A 24,870-nucleotide genomic window follows, 5' to 3' on the forward strand; every position below is an offset into this window, starting at 1 on the left:
AGTTCTCCTTATTCAATCAGTTGAATGATTTCATCGATGAGGACGGGCCTCATGCGTGCCGTACATCAAGAAAGGCCAAGAGGTCCTCGCTCACGCGTTGCCGGTACTCCTGCGACAACGGTTCCACCCCGTAGACCCCCTCGATCACCTGCGGAAGCGCAACCGGGGCGAAGGCGAGCAGAAAGGAGAGCAGTGCCACGAACTCGGGCGAGTGGCCGTCGCCGATCTCTCCCGACGCCTGCCGGGCGCGCGTCTGCTCGACGGCGGCGGAGGCCACTGTGCGCCATTCCTGCGCCAGCGCGTCGGCGTCGCCGGGGTAATCACCGAGCGCCTGCCACACCACCAGACGGGCTCGCCGGGGATCACGCAAGGTGGCGTTCAACACCATGCGGAAGCTCTCCAGGAACGGCTCGGCCTTGCTGTCCGGGACCAACTTCGAGCGTCGCTCCTGCCAGTTCGACAGAAGCTCTTCCAGTAGACCTTCTTTGCCACCGAAATAGTAGGAGATCAGCTGCACGTTGACACCGGCACGCTTGGCGATAGCCGCGGTGCGAGCGCCGCTGTACCCCTTGGCGGAGAACTCGTCCAGGGCCGCATCAAGGATGCGCTCCCTTGTGCGTGCCGCCTTGTCCGCTCCCATGCACCCATACTATCAATCAATTACATGATTACAAGACATGGTCCACTACGCTGATCCGCCATACCCAGCAGCCTCCAGACGAGCCCCACACCTTGGCCGACGTCCTCGAAATCCCAGCAGAGCAGGTCGACCGCATGCCGCTCCCGGGCCGGAGCAGGCCACCACCCATCCCATAGTCGAGTCCGACCGCGACGCGGGGTTCGGCTGTGTGCCGGCTCTCCTGCCATGCTCAGCCGGTGCCCGGCATGGGGAACGCTTCATCGAGGTGGCTGGTGAGCAGTGCCACCGCCTCCTCGCCCGTGTACTGACCGGCGAGCACGGCCAGCTGCAGACCGGATACCAGGGCGAGTGCCGTGGCGGCCTTGGTGCTAGGGTCGCCGTTCGCCTCGGCCTGGCCGAACCGCTTCGCCAGGAGGTCGCGCAGGGTGTTGGCGTAGGACAAGCCGGCTTCCTGGTCAGGGTCGGTAAGGGTGAGCGTGAAGTGCGCGGTGTAGGCCAGGACGATGCGGCGGCTCTCCTCGTCGGTGGGCAGGAGTGCGGTCAGCGCCGCGTACAGGAAGGTTCGGGGGGACGCGGGTTCACCGCGTGCGGCCACCGCGCGTGTCACCCGACGGCCGAGCTGCTCGCCCAGGTAGGCGAGCACCCAGGCGAGCAACTCCTTCTTGGTGTGGAAGTAGTACTGCACCAGCCGCAGTGAAACGCCCGCCTCGGCGGCGACTTCGCGCATGCTGGCCGCGTGGAGGCCGCGCGAGGCGGCGATGCGTACGACGGCCTCGGCGATTTGATGGCGGCGTTCTTCGTGATCCACTTTCGTCGACACGTCGTCATGATACATCCGTATCATGGCTGTGATACGTTCGTATCACAAAGTCCTGATCGATGGGGCGACGACCGCGCCGAATCTCGCACGGACGCCGTTGGCCGACCCGTGCCGCATGCCGGCCCTGCTGGGCCGCGGCTCATCCTTTGACCAGAAAACCTGAAGCGACCGGAGGTTGTCGTGAGCGAAGTGTCCGTGACGTGTCCCCCCGAAAAGGTCGGGTTCGATCCCAGACGGTTGGCCAGGATCGACAGATACTTCGCCGCAGGGACGAATGACGGCCGGTGGCCCGGCTGGCTGATCCTGATCAGCCGAAAGGGTGAGATCGCGCACCTGTCGACTCAGGGCAGCCGCGACATCGCAGCCGGACTCCCCGTCGAGCAGGACACGTTGTTCCGGATCTACTCCATGTCGAAGCCCGTCACGTCGGTGGCGGTGATGACGTTGTATGAGGAGGGGAAACTGCTGCTCACTGACCCTGTGGCCACGTACCTTCCGGAGTTCGCCGACATGCGTGTCTACGAGGGCGGACCCGCGGCCGCACCCTCCACGCGACCGGCGACGGAGCCGATCCGTGTGTGGCATCTGCTCACCCACACGGCGGGCCTGACGTATGAGTTCTACCGTCAGAGCGTGGTGGACGAAATGTACCGTTCGGCGGGGTTCGACGGCCCCTACCCGACAGGGCTGGACCTGGCGGCGTGCGTGGAGCGGTGGGCCGCATTGCCGCTGCTGTTCGAGCCGGGATCGCAGTGGAACTACTCGGTCGCCACCGACGTGCTCGGCAGGCTCATCGAGGTGATCTCCGGTCTGCCGCTCGACCGGTTCCTCGCCGAGCGGATCTTCGAGCCGCTCGGGATGCATGAGACCGGGTTCGAGCCCACTGACCCAACGCGCCTGGCCACCTTGTACGGCCAGGCGCCGGAGGGGCGTCTGGTGCCGATTCCGCCCCCGCCGCAACGGCCCACGATGTTGTCGGGTGGCCACGGGCTGATCTCCACTGCGGGCGACTACCACCGATTCACGCAGATGTTGCTGCGCGGCGGGGAACTCGAGGGGGCTCGTGTTCTCGGGCCGCGCACGGTCGCCTACATGACGCGCAACCACCTCCCCGGTGGCGCCGATCTGGAAGAGTTCGGCCGACGAGTGTTCTCCGAGGTCTCCAACGGCGGGTCGGGGTTCGGGCTCGGCTTCGCCGTCGTCCAGGATGCCGCCAAGCAGAAGGATCTCGGCTCGGAGGGTGAGTACAGCTGGGGTGGAGCGGCGGGGACGGCGTTCTGGGTGGATCCGGCGGAGGAGCTCACTGTGATCTTCCTGTCCCAGTGCATCCCATCCAGCGTTCAGCCCATCTTCGGTCAGCTCCGTCAGCTCGTATACCAGGCACTGGTCGATTAGCGGCCGTGCGGGGGACGGCCGGGGCAGGTCGCTCCGCCCGTCGTCCTCGACCCAGCGCACCATCGCCGTGTGCGGGGCGGCCAGGCCACCCTGTATGCCTGGAATGGCACCCCTACGGCCTCCGCTTCCACCGGATACGGGTGATCGCCTGGACATGCCACTGCCGCGCCACCGTGTACGAGTTGTGCGACGCCGGCGACCAAGCCCTCATCCGCCGCACTTCCACCGCGAGCGCCAGGACGTGGCCCGCAAGGCCGCGGGCGCGAGCTGGCAGGACAACAACCTCGTCTTCGCCTCCAAGGTCGGCACCAGAACTCGACTCCCACAACGCCCGCCGCTCCTTCCGGGCCGTGCTCAAGAAGGCCGGCCTGAACGAGAAGGAGTGGACGCCGCGCGAGATGCGGCACAGCTTCGTCTCTCTGCTCTCCGATTCCGGCATGCCAATCGAGGCCATCTCGCGCCTGGTCGGTCACCGTAACACCACCGTCACCGAGACCGTCTATCGCAAGCAGCTTCGTCCGGTGCTGCTGGAAGGGGCTGACGCGATGGACCAGATCTTCGGGAACGGATAGTCCGCCAGTTGGTCATACAGCAGAGAGAAAGGCCGCTTCCACAACCCGGGAGCGGCCTTCCCCTTGGTGACACTTCACCAGGACGGGCCCCTAGATGCGCAGGGCACGCGGTTCACCTGACGGTTGTCCCCCAACGGACAGCACCTCGGCCAACAGCCCCGGAAGTCCCACGGGCCGCAGAGTCTCCGTGGTCTCGGCCGCGACAAGCTCAGCCAAGGACCACCACCGATGCTCAACGATCGCCTGCACTTCGCCAGGTTCCAGGTGGGTGCGCGTGATGGCCTCGATGCCGCATGCCCGCGCGAGGAAGTACCGCTCGTGCATATGCACGGATTTGCCACCCCACCGAACGTCCGCGTCGAGGATCCACAGACACGGCCCCCACTCGACCTCCGTCAGTCCGGTCTCCTCCAGCAACTCTCTGCGAGCGGCCTGAAGGAAGCCCTCGTCATCCTTCACTCCTCCGCCCGGGGGCACCCAGAACAACTCGCCGACCGGAGACCCAGGGTACGACGATCACGCCGTCGTTCCTGTGCTGGATCATCAGAATGCGATCGTCCTGATCCAGCAGCACAATCCGAGCACCTTGACGGGTCCGCATCGCTGGCTCCCATCCGGCGTAGTCACTCAGTTAGTCACTCAGCAACGCAGATGGCCGCTACCAATCTCTTGATAGCGGCCATTGACCTGGGTGAAGATGAGGGGATTCGAACCCCTGACCCCTTCGATGCGAAGCATTAGAGTTGATCGCTCCACCTTGCGTATTGCCAGGGCAATCCGCCTGTTCATGTGCATCGTAGTGCATCGCCGGGTCACTCTGGGCACCCTTGATGTCACTCACTTTGTCACATGGCCGCTTACCGGCAGCGACTTCTGATCGCTTCGGTGTGAAGCATCCGAGGGGATCGATTGAGCACATGTGTTGTCTGGCCAGGCAACCGCACTATTTCGTCACACGCATCACTTTATAGACGGCGATGCGCGGATTGGACAAGCAATAGTACTTCTTTCTCCCCACAATACTGAGCGCGTTAAGAACCTTGGCGGCCTTGTAGCACGCCGTACTGGAGCGGTAGTAGGAATGGACAGTATCTGCGCTGGCCGGGGCCGCGTTGACCGTCAGCGTCAAACACGTCGCTGCTGCCAGCATGGCGATCGTAAAGAATCGCTTCACAAAACGCCTTCCCTTGAAGTTGACACTAGAGGCTAGTTCAACGATGGCCGAATAAATGTCGAGTGAACACCCGACAATCACCGGATAGCATCCTGGATGTCCTGCCAAAGTTGTGGATGTAACCATAGAGTGCGGCGGTATATTTCTGGTATGTCGTGGATACGTTGGCGACGGCTTACGAAGGATGCGCATGTTCCCGCCAGCATCACCCTTGGCCTGCCCGTCTGCCGTCGTCCCATCCGTAGGGGTAGCGGACCAGCCGCGGGGCTGCCCCGGCCGCGCGCCCGGCGCCCAGGGCCGTGATGGAGCGAAGGCGGCCCCGCGGCTGGTCTGCTAGGGCTTGCCCTGGGACGGCGGCAGGCGGGCAGGCTTCCACGGCAGCCCACTCCAGACGGGGAAGGGAACGATCTTGGCTGCCCGGAGCCGGAGCGCCCCCGCCGGAGGCAGGCAGTAAGGCCGGCACCGTGACCGCGCACGCGTGCGCTTACCAGGTCGGCCCCGTGACCGGAGAAGTGCGCTCCTCTGTGATCAGATCTGTACCGTCGCACGGCGGCCCCTCCACTCGTCCCGCGCCAGCCGTCCGGCGTGCTTTTAGCCGTCCGCCGGGAGCGCCAGCGGGAGGCGGCGGCGTGCCAAGACGGCGGCGCGTGCGGCCCCCGTGGGGCCGCCTTGAAGACGTACAGAAAGTTTTCACAGAGGGCTGCGGCCCGTGCTCCTGGGCCGTGTCGCCGTCATGCCGGGTTATTGCCGATGGGAATGCGGGTTGCTTTGGTCCACTCGTACATGCGTCGATCACGGTGGAACACCATGAGGGACACGTACGAGATCGTAACCTCGACCGGGCCTGCGTCGACCTGGTCGAGTGCCTGCGCGATGTCCTCGGTCGAGGTCTCCGCGTTGACGTAGGCGATGCTGACGTGTGGCCGGTACGGGTGTGATTCGGGCTCTATCATCTGCGCCGTAGTGATGGCCCTGTGGCAAGAGGTCCGAAGATCCTTAATCGGTGTGGCGGGCAACGCCGGTAGGTAGATAGCTTCCGGCACGATGACTGGCCGATGGAATGTCACAACAGGGGGAACGATCCGTCGCAACTCCGATCGAAGTGCTTCTTCGATCGTCTCTACGGCCTCATCGCTGATCTCGTCTGTGAACCCGATGCCCTGCATGGTGAGATGGAGCCAGGGATGAGGAATGAGATCGAGAACCCCGAAGGTCTTCAAGGCGTCCTGGTAAGGATCAACAAGGGCGTGCAGCGTGGGCTGATCCTCAAAGGACAGGTGGCACGCATAGTAGTGCCGTCCTTCACGCCAGCCGGGCCGCCACCACCAGTGGTTACGGACCTCGGGCACACGCTCGATCGGGGTGTGATCCATGCTGTTTCCCTAGATGTCGGAGGGCACGTTAGGCGGCTCGGCCTGCTGCGTGATGGGGTATTCGTCGATCACGACGATGCGATCTGCAGGCCAGATGGATTCCGAGACTTCCAAGAGGGTTCCATCGTCGGCTCGCGCGACGTGGATGACGTGGATGACCTGGCTGCCGGTGGCGAGGTCCAGCAGATCGCTTTCGATGGCAGTGGGCACGCGAACTAGCCATTGGTCGCGAGCGTGCGCGTACCGCTTGCCGCTGAGGTCTTCCATGCACAGGAAGAGCGCCTTGGGCACGTCGGTTCCTCAAGGTAAGTCCCGCTGGCGTGCCCTTTCGGGAGATAGCTGGCCCCGAGTTCTTCCGGCTTGCGTGTGTCGCGATCCCGGAGGGTACGGCGCCGGATGACCATCTCGGTTCCCTCGTCTAAACCTGCCGCCTCAGCGATGTCCGGTGGCACCACACCGGTACCGGCGAACGTGATCTCGTGTTCAAGGTGCGAGGTCAGGAGCTTTTTGTCACCCCTCGCTCTGCCGTACCTCGATCGGGAGCGACGTTGGAGGCGTCGGTTTTCCTTCACGAAGGATCGCATCTTTGACGACCTTACGGACGTCTAGCGGCTCGTCAGCATGTCACTCACTTTGTCACTCGGAAGATCAAAAAGGCCACTTCCAATCACTGGAAGTGGCCTTTGACCTGGGTGGAGATGAGGGGATTCGAACCCCTGACCCCTTCGATGCGAACGAAGTGCGCTACCGGACTGCGCTACATCCCCAAGACCTCGACCAGATTAGCAAACTTCGAGGGGTCCTCGCGCCACCCTCAGTCCCCCACCGCCCGAGCCGGCGGATCCGCGTACTGGTCGAACAGGACGTCGCCCTGCCGGGCCGCCAGCTCGATGATCTCGGCTTCCTCCTGCTCGGCGGCGAGGCGGGCGGCGCGGCGCTGTTCGCGCACGCGGCGGGCTCGGTCGGCGCGGGCCTGGGCGGCGCGCTGGCGGCGTTCGCGGTCCACCTGTACGGCGATGCGCAGGAACGCCAGGTACGCCAGCGTGATGACCACGGACGGGGCGACCCCCCACCACGGCATCATCTGGACCGCGGCCGTGACGACGGAGGCGATGACGAGCAGTGCGGTGAAGAACAGCAGCCGGCGGCGCCGGGCGACGATGATGGCGCGGCGGCGGGCGCGGAACTGGCGCGGGTCGACCCGTTCGCCTTCCGGGAACGTCAGGTCGGTGGCGGGCGGGGCTTCGAGGCGTTCGAGGTCGGGGAGCTGGTGTTCGCCGGTGTAGTACTCCTCCAGCTCGGCCAGCTCGGCCAGGTTGGTCTTGTCGCGGCGCAGCCACATGGGCACGAGGACGCCGAGCCACATGACGACGATGGCGAGATAGAGGAGGACGCTGCTCACGGCCACCTCCGGGCACGACGAAGACGCCTGCGTGTCGACGGCGTCTTCGATGTGCTCACGTCACGCACCGTAAGACCGCGTGTCACTGATTGACGAGCATTCGGTGCGGTGTGTCGCGAGATCGTCAAACCTCTTCTACCGGAGACCCTCCGCGAGCGGCTGACTCACGTGCGCGACGCCACTGCACGAGCAGCCCGCCGGGAACGTCCTCCACGGTCAGCGCGTAGCAGATGTGGTCACGCCAGGCTCCGTCGATGTGGAGTTGGCGACGCCGTATGCCTTCTTCCCTGAATCCGAGCTTCTCAACCACCCTGCGGCTGGCCTGGTTCTCGGGCCGGATGTTGGCCTCCAGCCGGTGCAGGCCGGTGGTGAAGAAGCAGTGGTCGACGGCCATGGCCAGCGCGGTGGGGGTGATGCCCTGCCCCGCCATCCTGCCGTCGATCCAGTAGCCCACCTGGGCGGAACGGGCCGACCCCCAGACGATCGCACCGACGGTGAGCTGTCCCACGAACCGGCCACCGTGCGTGATCACCCACGGCAGCGCCATGCCTTGCCGCGCCTCGCGGCGCAGGGTGCCGACCATGGAGATGTACGGGCCGAGCCCGGTGCGGAACAGCGGCGTCTCCGGGTTGCTCGGCTCCCAGGGACGCAGCCAGTCGGCGTTGCGCAGCCGTGTCTCACGCCATACGCGAACGTCGGCCAGCCGGAGCGGGCGCAGACCCACGGGCCCCTCGTTCAGGGTCGCCGGCCAGCCACGAAGTCGATCCACGCCACCATCATCCCTCCTTGGGCGTCGCCCCCGCCACAGGTCAGCGCGGGTGGTCGCCTCCGCGGATCTGGTCGACCGCGTGCTTGAGCACGGGTGCCAGGACGGCGACGCCGTCGCGTACGCCTCCGGTGGAGCCCGGCAGGTTGACGACGAGTGTGGCGCCGGCCTGGCCGGCGAGACCGCGGGACAGGATGGAGGTGGGGACCTTGTCGCGGTTCGCCTGCCGGATGGCCTCGGCGATGCCGGGGACTTCCCGGGTTATCACCCGGGCGGTCATCTCGGGCGTGAGGTCAAGCGGCGTCAGTCCCGTCCCCCCTGTCGTCACGATCGCGTCGTACCCGGCGGCGACCCCGTCGCGCAGCGCCGCCTCGACCGCCTCGCCGTCGGGCACCACCACGGGCCCTTCCACGGCGCAGCCCGCGTCCTCCAGCAGCGAGACTAGCAGCGGCCCGGACCGGTCCTCGTACACCCCGGCGGAGGCCCGGTTCGACACCGTCACGACGAGCGCTCGGATCATGGCCGCGTCCACACCCCCGTCTTGCCGCCGGTCTTCTCCTCGACCCGTACGTCGGTGACCACGGCCGCCGGGTCCACCGCCTTCACCATGTCGATCAGCGCGAGCGCGGCCACCGACACCGCGGTCAGCGCCTCCATCTCGACGCCGGTGCGGTCGGCCGTCTTCACCCTGGTGGTGATCGCGACGCCCCAGTCGGTGACGTCGAGCGTGACCTTGACGCCGTGCAGGGCGATCGGGTGGCAGAGCGGGATCAGGTCGGGTGTCCGTTTCGCGCCCATGATGCCGGCGATCCGGGCCACGCCGAGCGCGTCGCCCTTGGGCACCTCACCTGATCGCAGCAGCGCCACCGCCTCGCCGGACAGCAGCACCCGCCCGGTCGCCGTGGCCGTACGCGCTCCGACGTCCTTGGCGGAGACGTCGACCATCCGCGCCGCGCCCGTCTCGTCGAGGTGGGTGAACTCGCTCACAGTTTGATCACCTGGACCGCCGTGCCGGAGGGCACCTCCGTGACGTCCTCGGGCACCACGATGAGGGCGTTGGCCGTGGCCAACGCGGCCAGTTGGTGCGAGCCCTGCCCCCGCACCGGCGTCACGGTGCCGTCGTCGGCCAGCACCCCGCGCAGGAACGACCGCCGCCCGGCCGGTGAGCGCAGCGCGCCGACGACGTACGCCTCCACGGTCTCCGGGAAGCCGGCCGGCAGGCCGCGCATCTTGCGCAGCGCGGGCCGGACGAACAGCATGAACGACACGAACGACGAGACGGGGTTGCCGGGCAGCGCGAAGATCGGCACCTGGTCCTCCCCCACCACGCCGAACCCCTGCGGCATCCCCGGCTGCATGGCCACCCGCTCGAAGTGGACCGTGCCGAGCGGCCCGAGCGCCTGTTTGACCGGCTCGTAGGCGCCCATGGAGACGCCCCCGCTGGTGACGACGGCGTCGGCCCGGACGAGTTGCGCGTCGAGCTGGTCGAGGAACGTGGCCGGGTCGTCGTTGACGGTGGTGGCCCGGAACGCCTCCGCCCCCGCCTCCCTGACGGCGGCGGTCAGCGTGAAGCTGTTGGAGTCCCAGATCTGGCCGGCCTGCAACGGCGCGCCCGGCTCGGCCAGCTCGGCCCCGGTCGACAGCACGACGACGCGCGGCAGCGGCCGCGCCTTGACCCGCCGGCGGCCCACCCCGGCGATGATGCCGAGCTGGGCGGCGCCGATGACGGTGCCGGGCTTGAGCACGACCTCACCGGCCTGCACGTCCTCGCCCGCCCGGCGGATGGCGTTCCCCGCGGGGGCGGTGCGGTCGATGGTGACGGTGACCGTGCCGCCGTCGGTCCATTCGACCGGGACGACCGTGTCGGCACCGGCCGGCACGGGCGCGCCCGTCATGATCCGTACGGCGTGGCCCTGCCCCACGGCCCGCAGCTCCCGTGACCCGGCCGCCACATCGTCGATGACCGGCAGCCGGGCCGGCACCTGCTCGATGTCGGCGGCCCGTACGGCATAGCCGTCCATCGCCGAGTTGTCGAACGGCGGCAGCGGCACCGGGGAGGTCACCTCCTCGGCCAGCGTCGTGCCGAGCGCCCGCTCCAGCTCCAGTTCGAGGGGCGCGAGGGGCCGTACGGTGGCCAGGATGTCGGCCAGGTGGGCGTCAACCGATTTCATCGAGGAACTCCCGCAACCACGGCACGAACTCGGGCGCCAGGTCCGGCCGGTCCGCCGCGAACTTCACCACCGTGCGCAGGTAGTCGAGCTTGTCACCGGTGTCGTAGCGGCGCCCGCGGAACAGCACGCCGTGAACGGGGCCACCCTGGTCGGAGCCGCGCCCGGCGAGCGTGCGCAGCGCGTCGGTGAGCTGAATCTCGTTGCCGCGGCCGGGCGGGGTGTTCTCCAGCACCTCGAACACCGCCGGGTCGATCACGTAGCGCCCGATGATGGCCCAGTTGGACGGCGCCTCCTCGACGGGCGGCTTCTCCACCAGGTCGGTGACGCGCACGACGTCGTCCTCGGAGGTCGCCTCGATCGTGGCCACCCCGTACAGCGACACCTGCTCCTTCGGCACCTCCATCAGCGCGATGACGCTGCCGCCGTAGGTGTCGCGCACCTCGATCATGCGCTTGAGCAATTCGTCGCGCTGGTCGATGAGGTCGTCGCCGAGCAGGCAGGCGAACGGGTGGTCGCCGACGTGCTGCTTGGCGCAGAGCACCGCGTGGCCGAGCCCTTTCGGCTCGCCCTGCCGTACGTAGTGGAGGGTCGCCAGCGAGGCGGGCTCGCGGACCTGGGACAGCCGGTGCTCGTCGCCCTTGGCTTCGAGGACCTCCTCCAACTCGAACGCGCGGTCGAAGTGGTCCTCGATCGAGCGTTTGTTCTTGCCCGTGACCATGAGAACGTCGAGCAGCCCGGCGGACGCGGCCTCCTCGACGACATACTGGATAGCGGGCTTGTCGACGATGGGCAGCATCTCTTTGGGTGTCGCCTTGGTCGCCGGAAGGAACCGGGTGCCCAGACCCGCGGCGGGCACGACGGCTTTCGTCACAGGGTCGAAGTCAGCCATACATAGACCCTAGTGGAGGTCCCTGTGGACAAGCTGAACCTGCGTCGCGAGCTGTTGTCCGCGCGCGCCTCCCTCACCCCGCACCAGCGGCGCGCCAACGCCGTCACCGTCCGCGAGACGCTGCTCGACCAGCCGTGGGCGCAGATGGCCGGGCTGGTGGCCTGCTACTGGTCCATCGGCACCGAGCCGGAGACGCACGGGCTGGTGTTCGCGCTGTGGAAGCACGGCGCGACCGTGATCCTGCCCGTCCTGCGCGAGGACGACGACCTCGACTGGGCCGTCTACGACGGGCCCGACACGCTGGCGCCGGGCCGGTTCGGGCTGATGGAACCGGTCGACACGCGGCGCGGGGTCGACGCGATCCGCACCGCGGCGCTGGTGATCGTGCCGGCGCTCGCCGTGGACCGGCTGTCGGGGGTACGGCTCGGCCGCGGCGGCGGCTCCTACGACCGCGCCCTGGCCCGGGTCGGTCCGAACGTCCCCACGGTCGCGCTGCTCCACGAGGGCGAGTTGATCGACGGCGTGCCCGCCGAACCCCACGACCAGCGAGTCCGCTGGGCGATCAGCCCCGAGGGACTCACTAGTCTTATGTGACCGCACATACGAGAGGGGGCCATATGACGCTGGATGTCTGGCTCCTTCTCGGCGCGGCGATCGTCATCGCCGCGATCGCGTCCGTGCGGGTGGCGCACCGCAGCGGCCTGCCGAGCCTCCTGCTGTTCCTGGGGTTCGGGCTGGCGCTGGGCGACGCGGGGCTGGGCATCCCGTTCAACGACCCCGACCTGGCCAAGCAGATCGGCATGATCGCGCTGGCCGTCATCCTGGCCGAGGGCGGTCTGACCACCACCTGGTCCCACGTGCGCAGATCGGTGCCGCTGGCGCTGATCCTGGCCACCGTCGGCGTCGCGGCCAGCATCGTGGTGGTGGCGATGATCGTCAAGACGCTGTTGGGCGTCGACCTGACGACCGCGCTGATCCTCGGCGCCGTGCTGGCGCCCACCGACGCCGCCGCGGTGTTCTCCGTGCTGCGCCGCCTGCCGCTGCCGCCCCGCCTGGCCGGCGCGCTGGAGGCCGAGTCGGGCTTCAACGACGCCCCCACGGTCATCGCCGTGGTCCTGCTGAGCAGCGTGGCCGGCGCGCCGTCCCTCGGCACGTTCGTGCTGGACACCACGATCGAGCTGGTGATCGGCGCGGCCGTCGGCCTCGCCGTCGGGCCGGCCGGCGCGTACGCGCTGCGCCGCGTCGCCCTGCCGGCCTCCGGCCTCTACCCCATCGCGGTGCTGGCGCTGACCTTCGTCTCGTACGGCGGCGCCGTGCTGCTGCACGGCTCGGGCTTCCTGGCGATCTACCTGACGGCGCTCATCCTCGGCAACTCGCGGCTGCCGCACCGGGCCGCCACCCGGGGCTTCGCCGAGGGCGCCGCGTGGCTGGCGCAGATCGGGCTGTTCGTCATGCTGGGGATGCTCGCCACCCCCAAGGAGATGGGCTCCGCGATCCTGCCCGGCCTCATCGCGGGAACGGTCCTCGTCCTGATCGCGCGGCCGGTGTCGGTGGCGGTCAGCACCGCACTGGCCCGGGTGCTGCGGCTGGCCAACGTCAGCTGGCGGGAGCAGGCGTTCCTGTCGTGGGCGGGACTGCGCGGCGCGATCCCCATCGTGCTGGCGACGATCCCGTGGGCGGCGGACGTCAAGGGCTCCAAGGACATCTTCAACCAGGTCTTCATCATCGTGATCGTCTTCACCCTGCTGCAGGGGCCGACGCTGCCGTGGGTCGCGAAGAAGCTGGGGGTGACGACGCCCGGCGAGGCACACGACCTGGAGGTCGAGTCGGCGCCGCTGGAGGAACTGCAGGCCGACCTGCTGCAGGTCAAGGTGTCGTCGGGGTCCCAGTTGCACGGTGTGGAGGTCTACGAGCTGCGGCTGCCGGCCGGAGCGGCGGTCACCCTCGTGGTCCGCGACGGCCGGTCTTTCGTGCCGGGCGGGGACACCCGCATCCGCTCCGACGACCAGCTCCTCGTCGTCACCACCGCCGCCTGCCGCGACCAGGTCGAACGCCGCCTGCGCGCGGTCAGCCGGCGCGGCAAGCTGGCCGGCTGGTACGGCGAGAGGGGACTGGAATAGCCGATTGACCGCATCGGTTACCATTAGCAGTCGCATAGCTCGAGTGCCAGAGCCTGAAGGAGGAGCGCGTGCCGACCTACCAGTACGCCTGCCACGACTGCGGTGAGCAGCTCGAGGTCGTCCAGAAGTTCACCGACGACGCGCTGACCGTCTGCCCCGCCTGCCAGGGCAACCTGCGCAAGGTCTTTTCTGCTGTGGGCATCGTGTTCAAGGGGTCGGGCTTCTACCGCACCGACAGCCGTTCGTCGTCCACTTCGTCGACGCCTGCGTCCTCGCCCAACTCCTCGTCCTCCTCTTCTACGGGCTCGTCCTCGTCGAAGTCCGGCGACGCGTCCTCGTCGTCCTCCTCGTCGTCCTCCTCGTCGTCCTCCACGGCCCCCGCCCCGGCCGCCGCCTCCAGCTGACCCTCGGCTCGGCACGCTCTCCGAACGGCTGGCCGACGACACGGCCCCGGACACCCCAGCCGGACCCCGCGTCGGCCCAGCCCCGATGTGCCCGCTGCTCGACGGCCCGCCCCCTCCATCCAGCCGTGCGCCACCCGGGCGAAAGGTCCGGTACAAGCGAACCGGCGCGAGCCCCGAACCCCCGGCCCTAACCGCCAACGGGCACAACCCCGGCACCGGCCGCGACCCACACCCAGCCCTCACCGCCCCGCCCGCCCTGGCCGGCACGGCTACCCCGACTCTCGGCGCGATGCCCAACTCGACACGGTGAGCCCTCCCGCCTGCCCAGCCCCGCTGGGACGGTCAGCCCCGCATGCGCGGTCAGCCCGCCCGCACACCCCGCCCGGACGGTCAGGCCCGCATGCACGCCCACCCCCCGGACGATCAGCCCCGCATGCACGGTCAGCCCACCCGCGCACCCAGCCCTGATGCACCGTCAGCCCCTCTCGGACGGTCAGCCCGATCGGCCGGGCCGGTCGATGCTGGCGCCGAGAAGCTGCGGCGTGAGGCGATGACAGAGCTCTTCGAGCTGCGGGTGAGGCCCCCAGTCGGCCACCAACCGGCTCAGACTCTCGTGCGAAGACCGCAGCAGCCGAAGCGCCGCCCGCTGTCCCTCCTCGGTGAGCCGCAGGTGGTCGCCGTCCGCTGACCGCTCCACGAGCCCCATGTCGATGACCTGGTCGGCGTACGGCCGGCCGCCGGCCCTGCTGACGTTGGCCCGCCTGGCCAGTTCCTCCGCCTTGACCCACGCCTTGCCGTCGAGCCTGGCAATGAGCCACACGCCCTCCGGCGCGACCCCCGTCAACCCGGCGAGCGAGCCGAGCCTGGCGTAGAAACCCCTGCGCAGGTCGGCGTCCGCCAGCCGTACCAGGCCACGTTCCACCTCCTCCAGTGACGAACGCTCGGCCGACGTCGCCCCGAGCCCTTCCGCCAGATCCGCGGCCTTGGTCGTCTCCCTGAGCCGCTGCTGCGGGATGAGCCAGGTGAGCAGGAACGCGACGAGCATGATCGGCGCCGCGACCCTGAAGACCATGGCGACCGAGTCGGCGTACACGTGCACGAACTCCGCCGTGAGCTGCGGCGGCAACCTCTGGATGGCCGTCGGGTCCTCCTGCACCCGCGCCGGGTCGAACCCCGGCGGCAGCGCCGTCGTCCTGACCACCTCGGCCAGGTCGTCGTCGAGCCGCGCGGTGAAGACGGCGCCCAGCGCCGCGACTCCGAACGCGCCGCCGATCAGCCTGAAGAACGTGGCACCGGAGGTGGCCACACCGAGGTCCCTGAACGCGACCGCGTTCTGCACGATGATCACCAGGACCTGCATGGTCATGCCCAGCCCCGCCCCGAACACCAGCAGTTCCACCCCCATCACCGCTGTGCTGCTGTGCTCGGTCAGCGTGGACATCAGGAGCAGCCCGACGGCGGCCAACCCGGTGCCCGCGATGGGCAGGAATCGATATTTGCCGGTCTTGCTGATGATCTGCCCCGAGACGACGGACATCCCGAGCATGCCGACCATCATCGGCAGCAGGTGGACGCCCGAGAGGGTCGGGCTGACCCCGTGCACGACCTGCAGGTAGAGCGGCAGGTACGTCAGCGCGCCGAACATCGCGAACCCCACCACGAAGCCGACCGCCGAGGACATCGTGAACGCCCTGACGGCGAACAACTCCAGCGGCAGCACCGGCTCCCGCGCCCGCCGCTCCGCGACCACCCAGCCCGCGGCCATGGCGGCGGCCCCCAGGGCGAGGCCGATGATGACGGGGTGGCTCCACGGGTAGGTCGTGCCGCCCCACGTCGTGATGAGCACGAGGCACGAGGTGGCGCCACCGAGCAGCACCACGCCCGCGTAGTCGATCCGGCGCCGGCCGCGTTTCCGGTCCGACGGCAGGACCACGGCGATCACGAACAGCCCGGCGGCGCCGATCGGCAGGTTGATGTAGAAGACCCAGTGCCACGACAGGTGGTCGACGAACAGGCCGCCCAGCAGCGGGCCGATGACGCTCGCGACCGCGAACACCCCGCCGAACCACCCCTGGTACTTGCCCCTGTCTCGCGCCGACACCACATCGCCCACGATGGCCTGCGCCAGCACCATCAGCCCGCCGCCGCCGAGCCCCTGGAGGGAACGGAAGAGGATCAGGTCGCGCATGCTCTGGCTGAGCCCGCAGAGCGCCGAACCCGCCAGGAAGACGACGATGGCGGCGATGAACAGCCTCTTGCGCCCGAACTGGTCGCCCAGCTTGCCCCACAGGGGCGTGGAGACGGTCGAGGCCAGGATGTAGCCCGTCACGACCCACGACAGCTCCTCCAGGCCGCCGAGGTCGCTCACGATCGTGGGCAGGGCGGTCGAGACGATCGTCTGATCGAGCGCCGCGAGCAGCATGCCCAGCATGAGCGCGATGATGATGAGCGCGAGGCCCCGTTGCCGCATGCGCCGATCCTACGTAACGCGACGAGGCCGCTACGCCACGCACCCGAGTTGTCCACAGGCCCTCAGAAGCGTTATCCACAGAACGCCGTTCCACCGCGACGCCCCCTCGAACGATGCCGCTACCCTCGGCGCCATGGTCACTAGCGCAGACATCGGCGTCATCGGCGGCTCCGGCCTCTACTCCCTGCTGGAGGAGGCGGAGGAGGTCGAGCTCACCACCCCCTACGGCCCACCGAGCGACATCGTCACCGTGGGGCGGATCGGTGCGCGTTCCGTCGCCTTCATCCCCCGGCACGGGAGGGACCATCGCTTCCCGCCGCACGCCATCCCCTACCGGGCAAACCTGTGGGCGCTGCGCTCCCTCGGGGTGCGCCAGGTGCTCGCGCCCAACGCGGTCGGCTCGCTCCGCCCCGAGCACGGTCCCGGCGCGATCGTGGTGCCCGACCAGTTCGTCGACCGCACCTCCGGACGCGTCCAGACCTACTACGACCTGGGCGGCGCCGTCCACGTGTCGTTCGCCGACCCCTACTGTCCCACCGGCCGCGCGGTCGCGGTGGCTTCCGCGCGGGAGGGCGGGTGGGAGACGGTCGACGGCGGCACGTTGGTGGTCATCGAGGGGCCGAGGTTCTCCACCCGGGCGGAGTCGCGCTGGTTCGCGGCCAACGGCTGGACGATCGTCGGCATGACCGGCTTCCCCGAGGCCGTGCTGGCCCGCGAGCTGGCCCTCTGCTACACCTCGCTGTCCTTGGTGACCGACCATGACGCGGGCGTCGAGGCGGGTGAGGGGGTGACGCACGAGGAGGTGCTGGCGTTCTTCGCCCAGAACGTCACCCGCATGCGCACCCTGGTGGCCGACACGGTGCAGTCCCTGCCCACCGACCGTACGTGCCCGTGCGGCTCAGCCCTGGACGGCCTCAAGCTGCCGATCGAGCTGCCATGATCGGCTCCCGGACCCTCGCCCCATCGCCGACCCGGCACCCGCCCGGCTCGGCCCAGGCATTCCCGCCGGACGAGTCCCGAGCCCCGGCGCGCCTCCGGCTCCGCTTGGGCAACGGCCGCCCGGGCAACCGCCACGTCGCCGGCGGACGTCTCGACGCCCGAAGCCCCGGCAGGGAAGGTCTCGGCACCCGACGGCCGGGCGGTCGACGCCTCGGCAACCGCCACCGCCGCACGCTCGCCGCCGTACTGGCGGCCGCGGGCGTCCTGCTCGGTTATGCGGCTCTGCGCCCCGCCCCGGGCACGCCGGTCCTGGTGGCCGCGCACGACCTCCCGCCGGGGGTGCTCCGAGCGTCCGACCTGCGGACGGTACCGCTCGACCATCCTCCCGACGGAGCGGTCCGTTCCGGCGCGGTGGGGCGGGTCCTGACCGGTCCCATGCGGCGAGGCGAGCCCCTCACCGACGCTCGCCTGCTCCACACGCTCCGCCTGCCCCCCGGCATCGTGGCCACCCCGGTGCGCATCGCCGACGCCGACGTGGTCCGCCTGCTTTCCCCCGGCTCGACCATCGGCGTGCTCGCCGCCTGGGAAGGTCAGGCGGCGCAGCTCGTCGCCGACGACGTCAGAGTGGTCACCGTCCCGCAGGCAGACGACGACGAAGGCGCCCTGATCGTGCTGGCCACCACCCCGGCCCAGGCGGGCACACTGGCCGCGGCCCAAGCCGGCGGCCACCTCTCGATCACCATCAAGCCCGGCTAGGGCAGGGTGTCGATCTTCGGGTCATACTCCCAGTGCCACGGCTCGAAAGGACTGCTGTACGCCCAGTCCGGATGGAACCACCCATACCTCTTCGAGTTCTTCTCCATCCAGACGAACTCCGGCGACCGGAACCTCTCCACCCCGCCGCACAGGTCCACCGCCAGCCCGAGCCCGTGGTTACTGCGCCCCGGCACCGCGGCGAAACCGGGCCGCCGGTAGTAGACCGACTGCTGCTCGGCCAGATTGCGGTAGGCGTCGGTCACGCAGATCGGCCTGCCGAACTGGCGCCGGTACGCCTCGCTGAGGCTGACGAACGCGATGGCGGCGTCGGCGCGCAGGCTGTGCCCCTTCTGCTGCAGGGGACAGAGCATGGCGCTGGGGATGAGGCCGTTCGGGTAGTTGCCGGCCGTGGCAGCACGCAGCGGGTTGCAACTGAACGCCGCCCTGCCCACCTTGTCGACCTTGATACCCATTTTGACCAGGGCCTGGGTCAACGACTTCACGACCTTGTCGGAGCGCTTGCGCAGCATGTCCACCTCGGCCGACAACTGCGCCTCCGCCAGCAGGTTGCCGGCCCGGATCTCCTGCGCCTCGGCCGCCACCCGCTGAGCGTCCCTGGCCAGGGCGGCCACCTGCTCCACCGAGGCCTGCCGCTCGCTCACCATCTGGCCCACGTTGGTCATGGCGCGCAACGTGTCGGCGTTCGAGTCGCCGGACAGGAACGGCATCACGCCGCTGGTCACCAGGGGCTGCTGATACATCAGCTCGACCAGTCGCGCCACCGGCTGCCGGCTCTCCGCCAGCTTCCGCTCGGCCTGCTGCAACGTCTGCAGCTTGACCTTCAGCTCCTTCTCGGCGGCGGCGATCCCCGCCCGGCGCTTGTCCAGGGCCTTGGTCGCCTCTTCGAGCTCCTCTGCCGACTTCTCGGCCTGTTTGCGCAGCTCGGTGAGCTTGGCGGGATCCTTGTCCGCGACCTGCGCGGTTCGAGCGCTCCGCCGTACGTCGGCTTCCGCCCGTCCAGGCACCACAACCAGCGAAGTCACCGCCATGACGACCGCGATCAGGCCAGCTGATCGGGGGGGTGGCACGTCCGACTCCTCCGTTTGCACACTCGTTACCTGGGTCAGGCACGCACGTTACTACAGCCCCCGCAGTGCCCGGACCCAACTCCAGAGACCCGTTATGAGACGAAAGCGCCCTTTGTACGATCAGTCCTGCCGTTCCGGACGCCAACCACCCGAACGCCCCGCTCAACACCCATATCCATGGGTACGCCCGCACCGTCGCACCGGTTCGACCAGTCACCTTGGCGGGATCCTCACGCACCCCCGGACACGATCACCTCAAGGCCACGCCTCACTCCAGACCCTCCTCCGGCACCGCGGACAGCGACGGCTGAGGGGCCGCCGCAGGAGGCGGTTGCCGGGACTCCCGAACATGAGGCCGGCGGGAAACCTGACGCCCCGAGCGCTCAGCCCGCCTCGCGAACCCGGCGGACACGCCGTCACCCGCCTCCCGCTCGTACTCCCCGCACACCTCCCACATCCACGTATCCACCCACTCCCTCGGACACCTCTCCCATGGCAACTCCTCCGGCACCGCACTCCGCCGCCGCGCGGTCGCGACGGGCACGGCAGCCCTCCCAGCCCGAGCAACCGCCCCCTCGCCCGACGCCGACGCCGACACAACCGTCCCCGCGGACACACCGTGCGGACCAACGGGAGACTCCGGCATCCCCGGCACGAACCCGGCATACACCACATCAGGCCGACCAGGCGCCGGAACCCGCACCGGCTCCCACCCCACCGGCCGCTCGGCCCGAACCCGCACCCCCCGCCCCAGATCCGCCCGCTCCCACCCAGCCCGCTCGTACCCGCTGAGTTGCCCCGCCAGCAGCCCCCCAGCAAAGATCACCGGCGCCAGCAACGCCGCACACAACACCACTGGCCGCCGATGCACGTCCTGACGTCGCCTCCTGATCACCGCACCGACGTTAGCCACCCCGCCCACCCCGCCCACTCGCACCAGGCATCCCTTTACCGCCGCTCACAGCACCCATGACCCACCCACCAAAGTCACCCCGCCTTCACGGCCCACACAGTGCCGGACTTTCGCTAGGCTTACGGGAGTCCGCCTCCGTAGCTCAGGGGATAGAGCACCGCTCTCCTAAAGCGGGTGCCGCAGGTTCGAATCCTGCCGGGGGCACTCATCTCCACCACGCTTTTCGCCATCTGACCTGCGGTTTCCCAGCCGCAGGTCTTTTGCTTCCTCAACCCCAGCTAGGCCGTCGACGGCACCCGCATGCAGCCATAGGGCCATGATCACGGGATATAGCCGGGATGATCAAGCTGCGTCTTTCCCAAGTCACGAAGGTGTTCCGTGGCGCACCTGCGGCTCGACAGAGCGAGCATGGGCATGTTCATGATCTGTGCTCGTCAGCGCGCCGATCGCGAGAGCGGGCGGGCGATCGAACCGGTACGAGAAGCGGCGCGCACAAAGCCTTCGATGCCATCGCGGGGATGTGACGGATGGCGAAGGTACCTCAGCGAAGATCGCCCGCCGCGTTGTGGACGTCTCGTTGTCCGTCTGCTGGGCCCGGCACGGCCGGCCGCCTTCACCGCGGCACATCACGCACACCAAGATGACCAACCTGATCCGGCTGATCCATCAGCGTTCCCGTGGCGCCCGTCAGAGCTGTTGGTCGAGGCCGTGAACGCCAGACAGATCATTCCTCCAGGATGGGGATGCCAAGGTCCATCAAGAGCTGGTTGGTAGCCGGATCGTACGCGTGCAGGACGGCGCCACGCATGCCGCGGGTGGCCAGGACCCGGTAGGTGTTGCGGACAACCATGCTGAAGTCTGGGGCTTGGTACTGGTCGCGATCTACATTGTGGCGACGCTCGGTATGCCACCCGTTCCGCCAGACAAGATCAGGGCCGATGATGACGCCGGCATAGTCGTACTCGAAGCCTTGGGCGCTGTAGATGCAGCCGATCTGCCCGAACCCGGCGGGATCGGTGGCCCACAGCGACGATGGCGGGATATCACCCAAGTAGTCCGACGCTTGCGAGTTCCACGGCCGCCGCCAGTCGCCGATGCTCACATCATCCCGGAGGGTCCCGTCGGCGTTCGGCTCGCTCCATGGCCAACAGAAGCCTGCAGCGATGCGGGCCGTATAGTTTTCCGTCATCAGAGCTTTGAGATAGTTCTCCATCGCAAGCGGCGTGCGGGCGACATACAGGGTGAAGTTTTCCAGCGGCTGCCAGACCGGTCGCCCGTGGCTGGGCCGGAGCATGAGTAAGCGTTCGACCCAGTCGACGTACTCCGGAGAGCCTGCGCATCGGAACTGGTGCCGGAGGTTGATCTCCCGGATTCCGCAGCCTAGCTGTTCGGCCTTGTTGCGGATGAGCTCAAGAGATCCCACTTCGCCGCGGCGCACGACCTGGTGTTCGTCGAGGAGGAACACCGGAACGCGGGCGGCGTGGATCAACTCGTCGATCTGCGGAGGGGGCTCACGTAAATCCCTCTCATTCTTGCGGTTACGCGAGGTTTCGCGGATACGATGCGCCTCGTCCGCGATGATTACGTCTATGTCATTGGGGGTGGCGTCAGAGAAGGAGTTGAAGTAGGTGAAGAGGCCTCGCTGATTACCGGGCAGGCCCGCGTACTTCCACAATGTCCGGGTGAAGGATCGGCTGCCAGTTGCGTGAACGACGTTGACTTTCTGCCGGGCCAGTGTGCCGAGCAGTTCCACGGCAATAACGCTCTTCCCGGTGCCGGGGCCGCCGACGATGACGACGATCTCTTTGCGCGTGCGCTGCTTGCTCGTGGCCACGAGGTTGCGGACATGGTCGTAGGCCTCGCGCTGTTCATCCAGCAGTGGGAAGACCGTGCGTTCGCGGACACACTGGGCGACATGCGCCATGAGGCCTTCGGCCGGCTTGACCGGTGCCTCCAGCAACATCTCGGCCTGCTGTGCGGCGTGTTTGCCAGACAGTCGCCGGCGAAGCACGTCGCTGAACTCCTTGCGATGATGCTCCGCCCCATACACAGCAACCCATCTCTGCACCAGTTCCCCCAGGCCCTGGACTGTGGGCCGGATGGCGTGAACCAGGTGGGCGGGCGCGTTGTGCAGATTGACGATGCCGCATAATTTCTCGTCGCGAAGCATGGGCACGTAGCCGCGTAACACCTGGAGATAGCCCCATACCTGGTTGGCCGGATGCAGTTGCGGTGTCCCGTCACTGCTGAGCCGCACCATTTCAGCGTCTGGGTGGATCCGGGACCACTGCTTGTTCTCCACGACCACAACTGACCTGAGGTCCGTCTCGGGGAAGGTACCGACGAGAACCATGTCCATGCGCACGTCGGTGATCGGGGCCTTTAACTCCAGCAGAACCTGAACGTCCCCGAGGCCAGCGTCGACGAGCAAGCGGACGACGGTGGGAATGCTCTTGCGCCAGGAGCGGACTTCCCGCTCATCCGGATCCTGCCAGAACGCCTCTCGGAAGCGTTTCTCCAGGTCATCGATGAAGTCGTCGCGAGTGATGGCTGTGTCTAGCTCGCTGGCACTGCCCCGATAAAGGCATTGCAACCCCACGAAAGCGCTCCTTCAAGACGACGCCGGCCAGGGGCCAGCAGACGCGGACAGGGAGAACGAGGGGTAGCGCGAGCGGTATGTCAACCGCGCCGACCGGCACGCCAGAGCGGAAGCCGTGCGCGCACCCTCCTCGATGCGCTCAGGCTCGGCTGCCTGGATAGACCAATCGCCTTATTGATCCGTCTGTCGGGTTATAACCCTTTTGAGGGCATTCACTTGGCCTAGTCACTCCAGTTCAGTCGGTTTCAGCACGGCGTGCACGGACCACCCCTGTGAAGCACCTATAGGTTACTTGTCGGAGATATGCGCAAAGATCGGACTTAACGAGCATCGCTACTCCGCGAGGCGGCCTGCCGGCCTCCTGGCGAAGCGCTCAGAAGCCGGTCTTGCCTTCTCCATGGACAGGAGTAAGCCCCCTATGACACAGGTCGTCATCCAGCCCTCGTACGGCAGCAAGCAGGCACAGCAGCATTGGCGCGACACGCTGGACCATGAAGTCGACTACCGAGTGGAGTTCCGGGCGGTGACCCTGAGCGAAGAGCAACGGACAGCTCTGGAGGCCATGCATCCAAGCGGCGAGGCCCGGTTCTGGGGCGCGACGGGCAACCACGACCGCCGGATGGGAACCTTACGCACCGGCGATGTCGTGCTTTTCACTGGAGGAAAGCTCGTCCGGGGGGTCGGCGAGGTGGGGTGCAGCTTCCGTAACAGCGCCTTTGCCGACACCATGTGGGTCCCCCATCCCGACCGAGGCTCCTGGCACAACGTCTACAGCCTGCTCAGCTTCCAACCCACCGAGATTCCCTACGCTGAGATCTGGGACCTTCCGGGCTTCAACCCGAACGACAACTTCCAAAACATGCGCTTCCTGGATGGGGAGAAGGGCAGTGCGATCATCGACGGTCTCGGCATCGAGACGCTGACCGCCGTCACCGAAGCCGCCCGCCAAGAGCAGCAGGTCACGGCAGCCCTCACCGCCTCTGATGCGCAGGTCATTGCCCCGGAGGCTGTCAACGTCGAGGACAGCAGCTACACCCGCTCCGGCGGCACCACACTGATCCACCGCGCTGAAGCCCTGCTGGTGCAGCGCTACCGAGCGACACTCAACGGCGTCGAGGCCAGACGCATCCGTACTGCCGCCGGCATTACGGACCTATACGTTGTCACCGGCGACTGTGTCGAGATCATCGAGGCCAAGCGGTCGGCCGGTCACGCCTTCGTCCGCCAAGCTCTCGGACAGCTTCTCGACTACGCCCCCCACAGCCCACAGCAGGCGACGCGGCTGACCGCGCTCTTCCCAACCCGTCCGACAGAGCGCGACGTCCTGTTACTCCACCGGTACGGCATCGACTGCGTCCACCAGGACGACGGCGATGCGTTCGTTCGTCTACCAGCCCCAGCATCCCGGCGTGATCACATGATGCAGGCATGGGCGAACGTTTGATATTTCTGATCTTGCCTCAATGACATGTATCAATTGGACGGATCGGCCAACCCGTAGGGATATCTGGATGGTCCGACTCTCTCCAGCGCGGAGGGCCGGGCCGGCCGGACGCATGCCCTACACGTGGGGCTTCGGTAAGCGGAGGACGCGAGAATGGGCAAGCTGGTACGGGACAATATCCCGGATATCATCCGCCAAGACGGCAGAGAAGCAGTCATTACCGTGCTCGAGGCCGATTATCGTACAGCCCTGCTGGCGAAACTGTTCGAAAAGGCGACCGAGCTCAACGAGGCGTCTCGTGCCGAGGTCGTGGAGGAAATCGCCGATGTGTATGAGGTTCTTCGCGCGCTAGCAGCGGTTCACGGGCATGACTGGGCTGAGGTCGAAAAGTTGGCAGCCACCAAACGTGAAGAGCGCGGTACATTTCGTGACCGCCTCTACTTGGCGTGACGCCGCACGTGCCTTGCTCCGAAGATTCTGCTTGCTCGCCCGGGTCGCCATGCGGCGAGGGGCAATTCCCATATAGAGGTGGCGGTCGGCGGGCAAGCTGGGATGCGTACGCTGAAGGAAGTACCACCCGTAGATGCTGGCAGCAGACTGCACCGGACACGGCCAGGTGAGGACTTCGGCCGCCTCCCACAGCTTGGCCGGCTCCAGCAGGTCAGCAGGCTCACCCTTGCCAATCTGATCGGTTCAGGGATGCGGCGCTACTGGACGTGGACGTATGGGCGCCCCAAACTACGTAGGGGCACTCACAGACGCGGCTCCAGCAGCTTCGCCAGGTACTCTTGCGTCGCCGGATCAACCGAGTACACAGCGGTGCCCATCATGCCGCGAGTTAGAGCGTGACTCATTTGGTGGTTGCTCGTTGTATGGGTCGTGGAAGTGTTCCTGCAGCGGCTGGTGCCTGATGAGTTATGGGAGATCTTTCAGCG

The 24,870-nt window shown here is 67.7% G+C and carries 24 protein-coding genes, 2 tRNA genes and 1 pseudogene; 10 read left to right on the forward strand and 17 right to left on the reverse strand.

Annotation, left to right across the window (positions count from 1 at the left end):
* Window positions 1-49 precede the first annotated feature (49 nt).
* Together ACGF0J_RS18695 and ACGF0J_RS18700 are read right to left on the reverse strand one after the other, a co-directional pair.
* On the reverse strand, window positions 50-640 hold the full coding sequence (locus ACGF0J_RS18695) for a TetR family transcriptional regulator (protein ID WP_393147273.1): 591 nt from the start codon (window positions 638-640) through the stop codon (window positions 50-52).
* A gap of 229 nt (window positions 641-869) precedes the next feature.
* Window positions 870-1,460, reverse strand: coding sequence for a TetR/AcrR family transcriptional regulator (locus ACGF0J_RS18700; RefSeq protein ID WP_393147275.1), 591 nt, complete (start codon window positions 1,458-1,460; stop codon window positions 870-872).
* A 180-nt stretch (window positions 1,461-1,640) separates the two neighbouring features.
* Between ACGF0J_RS18700 and ACGF0J_RS18705 the strand changes: the two genes are divergently transcribed.
* Both ACGF0J_RS18705 and ACGF0J_RS18710 read left to right on the forward strand, forming a co-directional pair.
* Window positions 1,641-2,855 (forward strand): serine hydrolase domain-containing protein, encoded by a 1,215-nt coding sequence (locus tag ACGF0J_RS18705; RefSeq protein WP_393147277.1) that lies wholly within the window; start codon window positions 1,641-1,643, stop codon window positions 2,853-2,855.
* A gap of 350 nt (window positions 2,856-3,205) precedes the next feature.
* Entirely contained in the window at window positions 3,206-3,427 is a 222-nt protein-coding gene (locus ACGF0J_RS18710; protein ID WP_393147279.1) for a tyrosine-type recombinase/integrase, read from the forward strand.
* Between the two features lie 90 nt (window positions 3,428-3,517).
* Here the strand turns inward: ACGF0J_RS18710 and ACGF0J_RS18715 are convergent, their stop codons facing one another.
* From ACGF0J_RS18715 to galU, 11 genes are all read right to left on the reverse strand, one after another.
* A complete protein-coding gene (locus ACGF0J_RS18715; protein WP_393147343.1) occupies window positions 3,518-3,904 on the reverse strand; it encodes an NUDIX domain-containing protein in 387 nt (128 codons plus the stop codon).
* Window positions 3,905-4,370: 466 nt separating this feature from the next.
* Entirely contained in the window at window positions 4,371-4,601 is a 231-nt protein-coding gene (locus ACGF0J_RS18720) for a hypothetical protein (protein ID WP_393147281.1), read from the reverse strand.
* 731 nt (window positions 4,602-5,332) lie between these two features.
* Entirely contained in the window at window positions 5,333-5,974 is a 642-nt protein-coding gene (locus ACGF0J_RS18725) for a 2'-5' RNA ligase family protein (protein WP_393147283.1), read from the reverse strand.
* A 9-nt stretch (window positions 5,975-5,983) separates the two neighbouring features.
* Window positions 5,984-6,265, reverse strand: coding sequence for a UTRA domain-containing protein (locus ACGF0J_RS18730; protein WP_393147284.1), 282 nt, complete (start codon window positions 6,263-6,265; stop codon window positions 5,984-5,986).
* 402 nt (window positions 6,266-6,667) lie between these two features.
* Window positions 6,668-6,741 (reverse strand) — tRNA-Ala (locus tag ACGF0J_RS18735).
* A gap of 47 nt (window positions 6,742-6,788) precedes the next feature.
* The gene (locus ACGF0J_RS18740) at window positions 6,789-7,376 is read right to left on the reverse strand and encodes a hypothetical protein (protein ID WP_393147286.1); all 588 of its coding nucleotides are present in this window, start codon (window positions 7,374-7,376) and stop codon (window positions 6,789-6,791) included.
* 124 nt (window positions 7,377-7,500) lie between these two features.
* Window positions 7,501-8,145, reverse strand: a complete 645-nt coding sequence (locus tag ACGF0J_RS18745; RefSeq protein ID WP_393147288.1) for a GNAT family N-acetyltransferase — start codon at window positions 8,143-8,145, stop codon at window positions 7,501-7,503.
* Between the two features lie 40 nt (window positions 8,146-8,185).
* Window positions 8,186-8,662, reverse strand: a complete 477-nt coding sequence (locus tag ACGF0J_RS18750; RefSeq protein WP_393147290.1) for a molybdenum cofactor biosynthesis protein B — start codon at window positions 8,660-8,662, stop codon at window positions 8,186-8,188.
* On the reverse strand, window positions 8,659-9,087 hold the full coding sequence (gene moaC, locus ACGF0J_RS18755) for a cyclic pyranopterin monophosphate synthase MoaC (protein WP_393147345.1): 429 nt from the start codon (window positions 9,085-9,087) through the stop codon (window positions 8,659-8,661). Before moaC ends, ACGF0J_RS18750 begins: the two co-directional genes overlap by 4 nt.
* Window positions 9,088-9,125: 38 nt before the next feature.
* Window positions 9,126-10,313 carry a gephyrin-like molybdotransferase Glp gene (gene glp / locus ACGF0J_RS18760; protein WP_393147292.1) on the reverse strand — a complete coding sequence of 396 codons (1,188 nt, stop codon included), beginning with the start codon at window positions 10,311-10,313 and terminating at the stop codon, window positions 9,126-9,128.
* On the reverse strand, window positions 10,300-11,202 hold the full coding sequence (gene galU / locus ACGF0J_RS18765) for a UTP--glucose-1-phosphate uridylyltransferase GalU (RefSeq protein ID WP_393147294.1): 903 nt from the start codon (window positions 11,200-11,202) through the stop codon (window positions 10,300-10,302). Before galU ends, glp begins: the two co-directional genes overlap by 14 nt.
* A 24-nt stretch (window positions 11,203-11,226) precedes the next feature.
* On the opposite strand from galU, the gene ACGF0J_RS18770 reads away from it, so the two are divergent.
* The 3 genes and pseudogenes from ACGF0J_RS18770 to ACGF0J_RS18780 all read left to right on the forward strand — a co-directional run.
* A complete protein-coding gene (locus ACGF0J_RS18770; RefSeq protein ID WP_393147296.1) occupies window positions 11,227-11,796 on the forward strand; it encodes a 5-formyltetrahydrofolate cyclo-ligase in 570 nt (189 codons plus the stop codon).
* 23 nt (window positions 11,797-11,819) lie between these two features.
* A complete protein-coding gene (locus ACGF0J_RS18775; protein ID WP_393147298.1) occupies window positions 11,820-13,322 on the forward strand; it encodes a potassium/proton antiporter in 1,503 nt (500 codons plus the stop codon).
* 68 nt (window positions 13,323-13,390) lie between these two features.
* Window positions 13,391-13,531 (forward strand): annotated as a pseudogene (locus ACGF0J_RS18780) (FmdB family zinc ribbon protein); the annotation flags it as partial.
* Between the two features lie 14 nt (window positions 13,532-13,545).
* On the opposite strand, the gene ACGF0J_RS18785 reads toward ACGF0J_RS18780, so the two are convergent.
* Window positions 13,546-13,695, reverse strand: a complete 150-nt coding sequence (locus tag ACGF0J_RS18785) for a hypothetical protein (RefSeq protein WP_393147349.1) — start codon at window positions 13,693-13,695, stop codon at window positions 13,546-13,548.
* Between the two features lie 524 nt (window positions 13,696-14,219).
* Window positions 14,220-16,196, reverse strand: coding sequence for a DHA2 family efflux MFS transporter permease subunit (locus ACGF0J_RS18790; protein ID WP_393147300.1), 1,977 nt, complete (start codon window positions 16,194-16,196; stop codon window positions 14,220-14,222).
* A 133-nt stretch (window positions 16,197-16,329) separates the two neighbouring features.
* Here ACGF0J_RS18790 and ACGF0J_RS18795 point away from each other — a divergent pair, with 133 nt between their 5' ends.
* Window positions 16,330-17,136 (forward strand): S-methyl-5'-thioadenosine phosphorylase, encoded by an 807-nt coding sequence (locus tag ACGF0J_RS18795; protein ID WP_393147302.1) that lies wholly within the window; start codon window positions 16,330-16,332, stop codon window positions 17,134-17,136.
* Entirely contained in the window at window positions 17,133-17,891 is a 759-nt protein-coding gene (locus ACGF0J_RS18800) for an SAF domain-containing protein (protein ID WP_393147304.1), read from the forward strand. Before ACGF0J_RS18795 ends, ACGF0J_RS18800 begins: the two co-directional genes overlap by 4 nt.
* Here the strand turns inward: ACGF0J_RS18800 and ACGF0J_RS18805 are convergent.
* Window positions 17,888-18,940 carry a D-alanyl-D-alanine carboxypeptidase family protein gene (locus ACGF0J_RS18805; RefSeq protein WP_393147347.1) on the reverse strand — a complete coding sequence of 351 codons (1,053 nt, stop codon included), beginning with the start codon at window positions 18,938-18,940 and terminating at the stop codon, window positions 17,888-17,890. The genes ACGF0J_RS18800 and ACGF0J_RS18805 overlap by 4 nt on opposite strands.
* A gap of 1,083 nt (window positions 18,941-20,023) precedes the next feature.
* On the opposite strand from ACGF0J_RS18805, the gene ACGF0J_RS18810 reads away from it, so the two are divergent.
* Window positions 20,024-20,096, forward strand: a tRNA-Arg gene (locus ACGF0J_RS18810).
* 520 nt (window positions 20,097-20,616) lie between these two features.
* On the opposite strand, the gene ACGF0J_RS18815 is transcribed toward ACGF0J_RS18810, so the two are convergent.
* Complete coding sequence (locus tag ACGF0J_RS18815; protein ID WP_393147305.1) at window positions 20,617-22,491, reverse strand: DUF2075 domain-containing protein; 1,875 nt, start codon at window positions 22,489-22,491, stop codon at window positions 20,617-20,619.
* A gap of 418 nt (window positions 22,492-22,909) precedes the next feature.
* On the opposite strand from ACGF0J_RS18815, the gene ACGF0J_RS18820 reads away from it, so the two are divergent.
* A complete protein-coding gene (locus ACGF0J_RS18820) occupies window positions 22,910-23,935 on the forward strand; it encodes a hypothetical protein (protein WP_393147306.1) in 1,026 nt (341 codons plus the stop codon).
* 153 nt (window positions 23,936-24,088) lie between these two features.
* The gene (locus tag ACGF0J_RS18825; RefSeq protein ID WP_393147307.1) at window positions 24,089-24,385 is read left to right on the forward strand and encodes a nucleoside triphosphate pyrophosphohydrolase; all 297 of its coding nucleotides are present in this window, start codon (window positions 24,089-24,091) and stop codon (window positions 24,383-24,385) included.
* Window positions 24,386-24,870: the final 485 nt, after the last annotated feature.

Source organism: Nonomuraea sp. NPDC047897 (assembly GCF_043204415.1).
In the GTDB taxonomy this organism is placed as follows: domain Bacteria; phylum Actinomycetota; class Actinomycetes; order Streptosporangiales; family Streptosporangiaceae; genus Nonomuraea.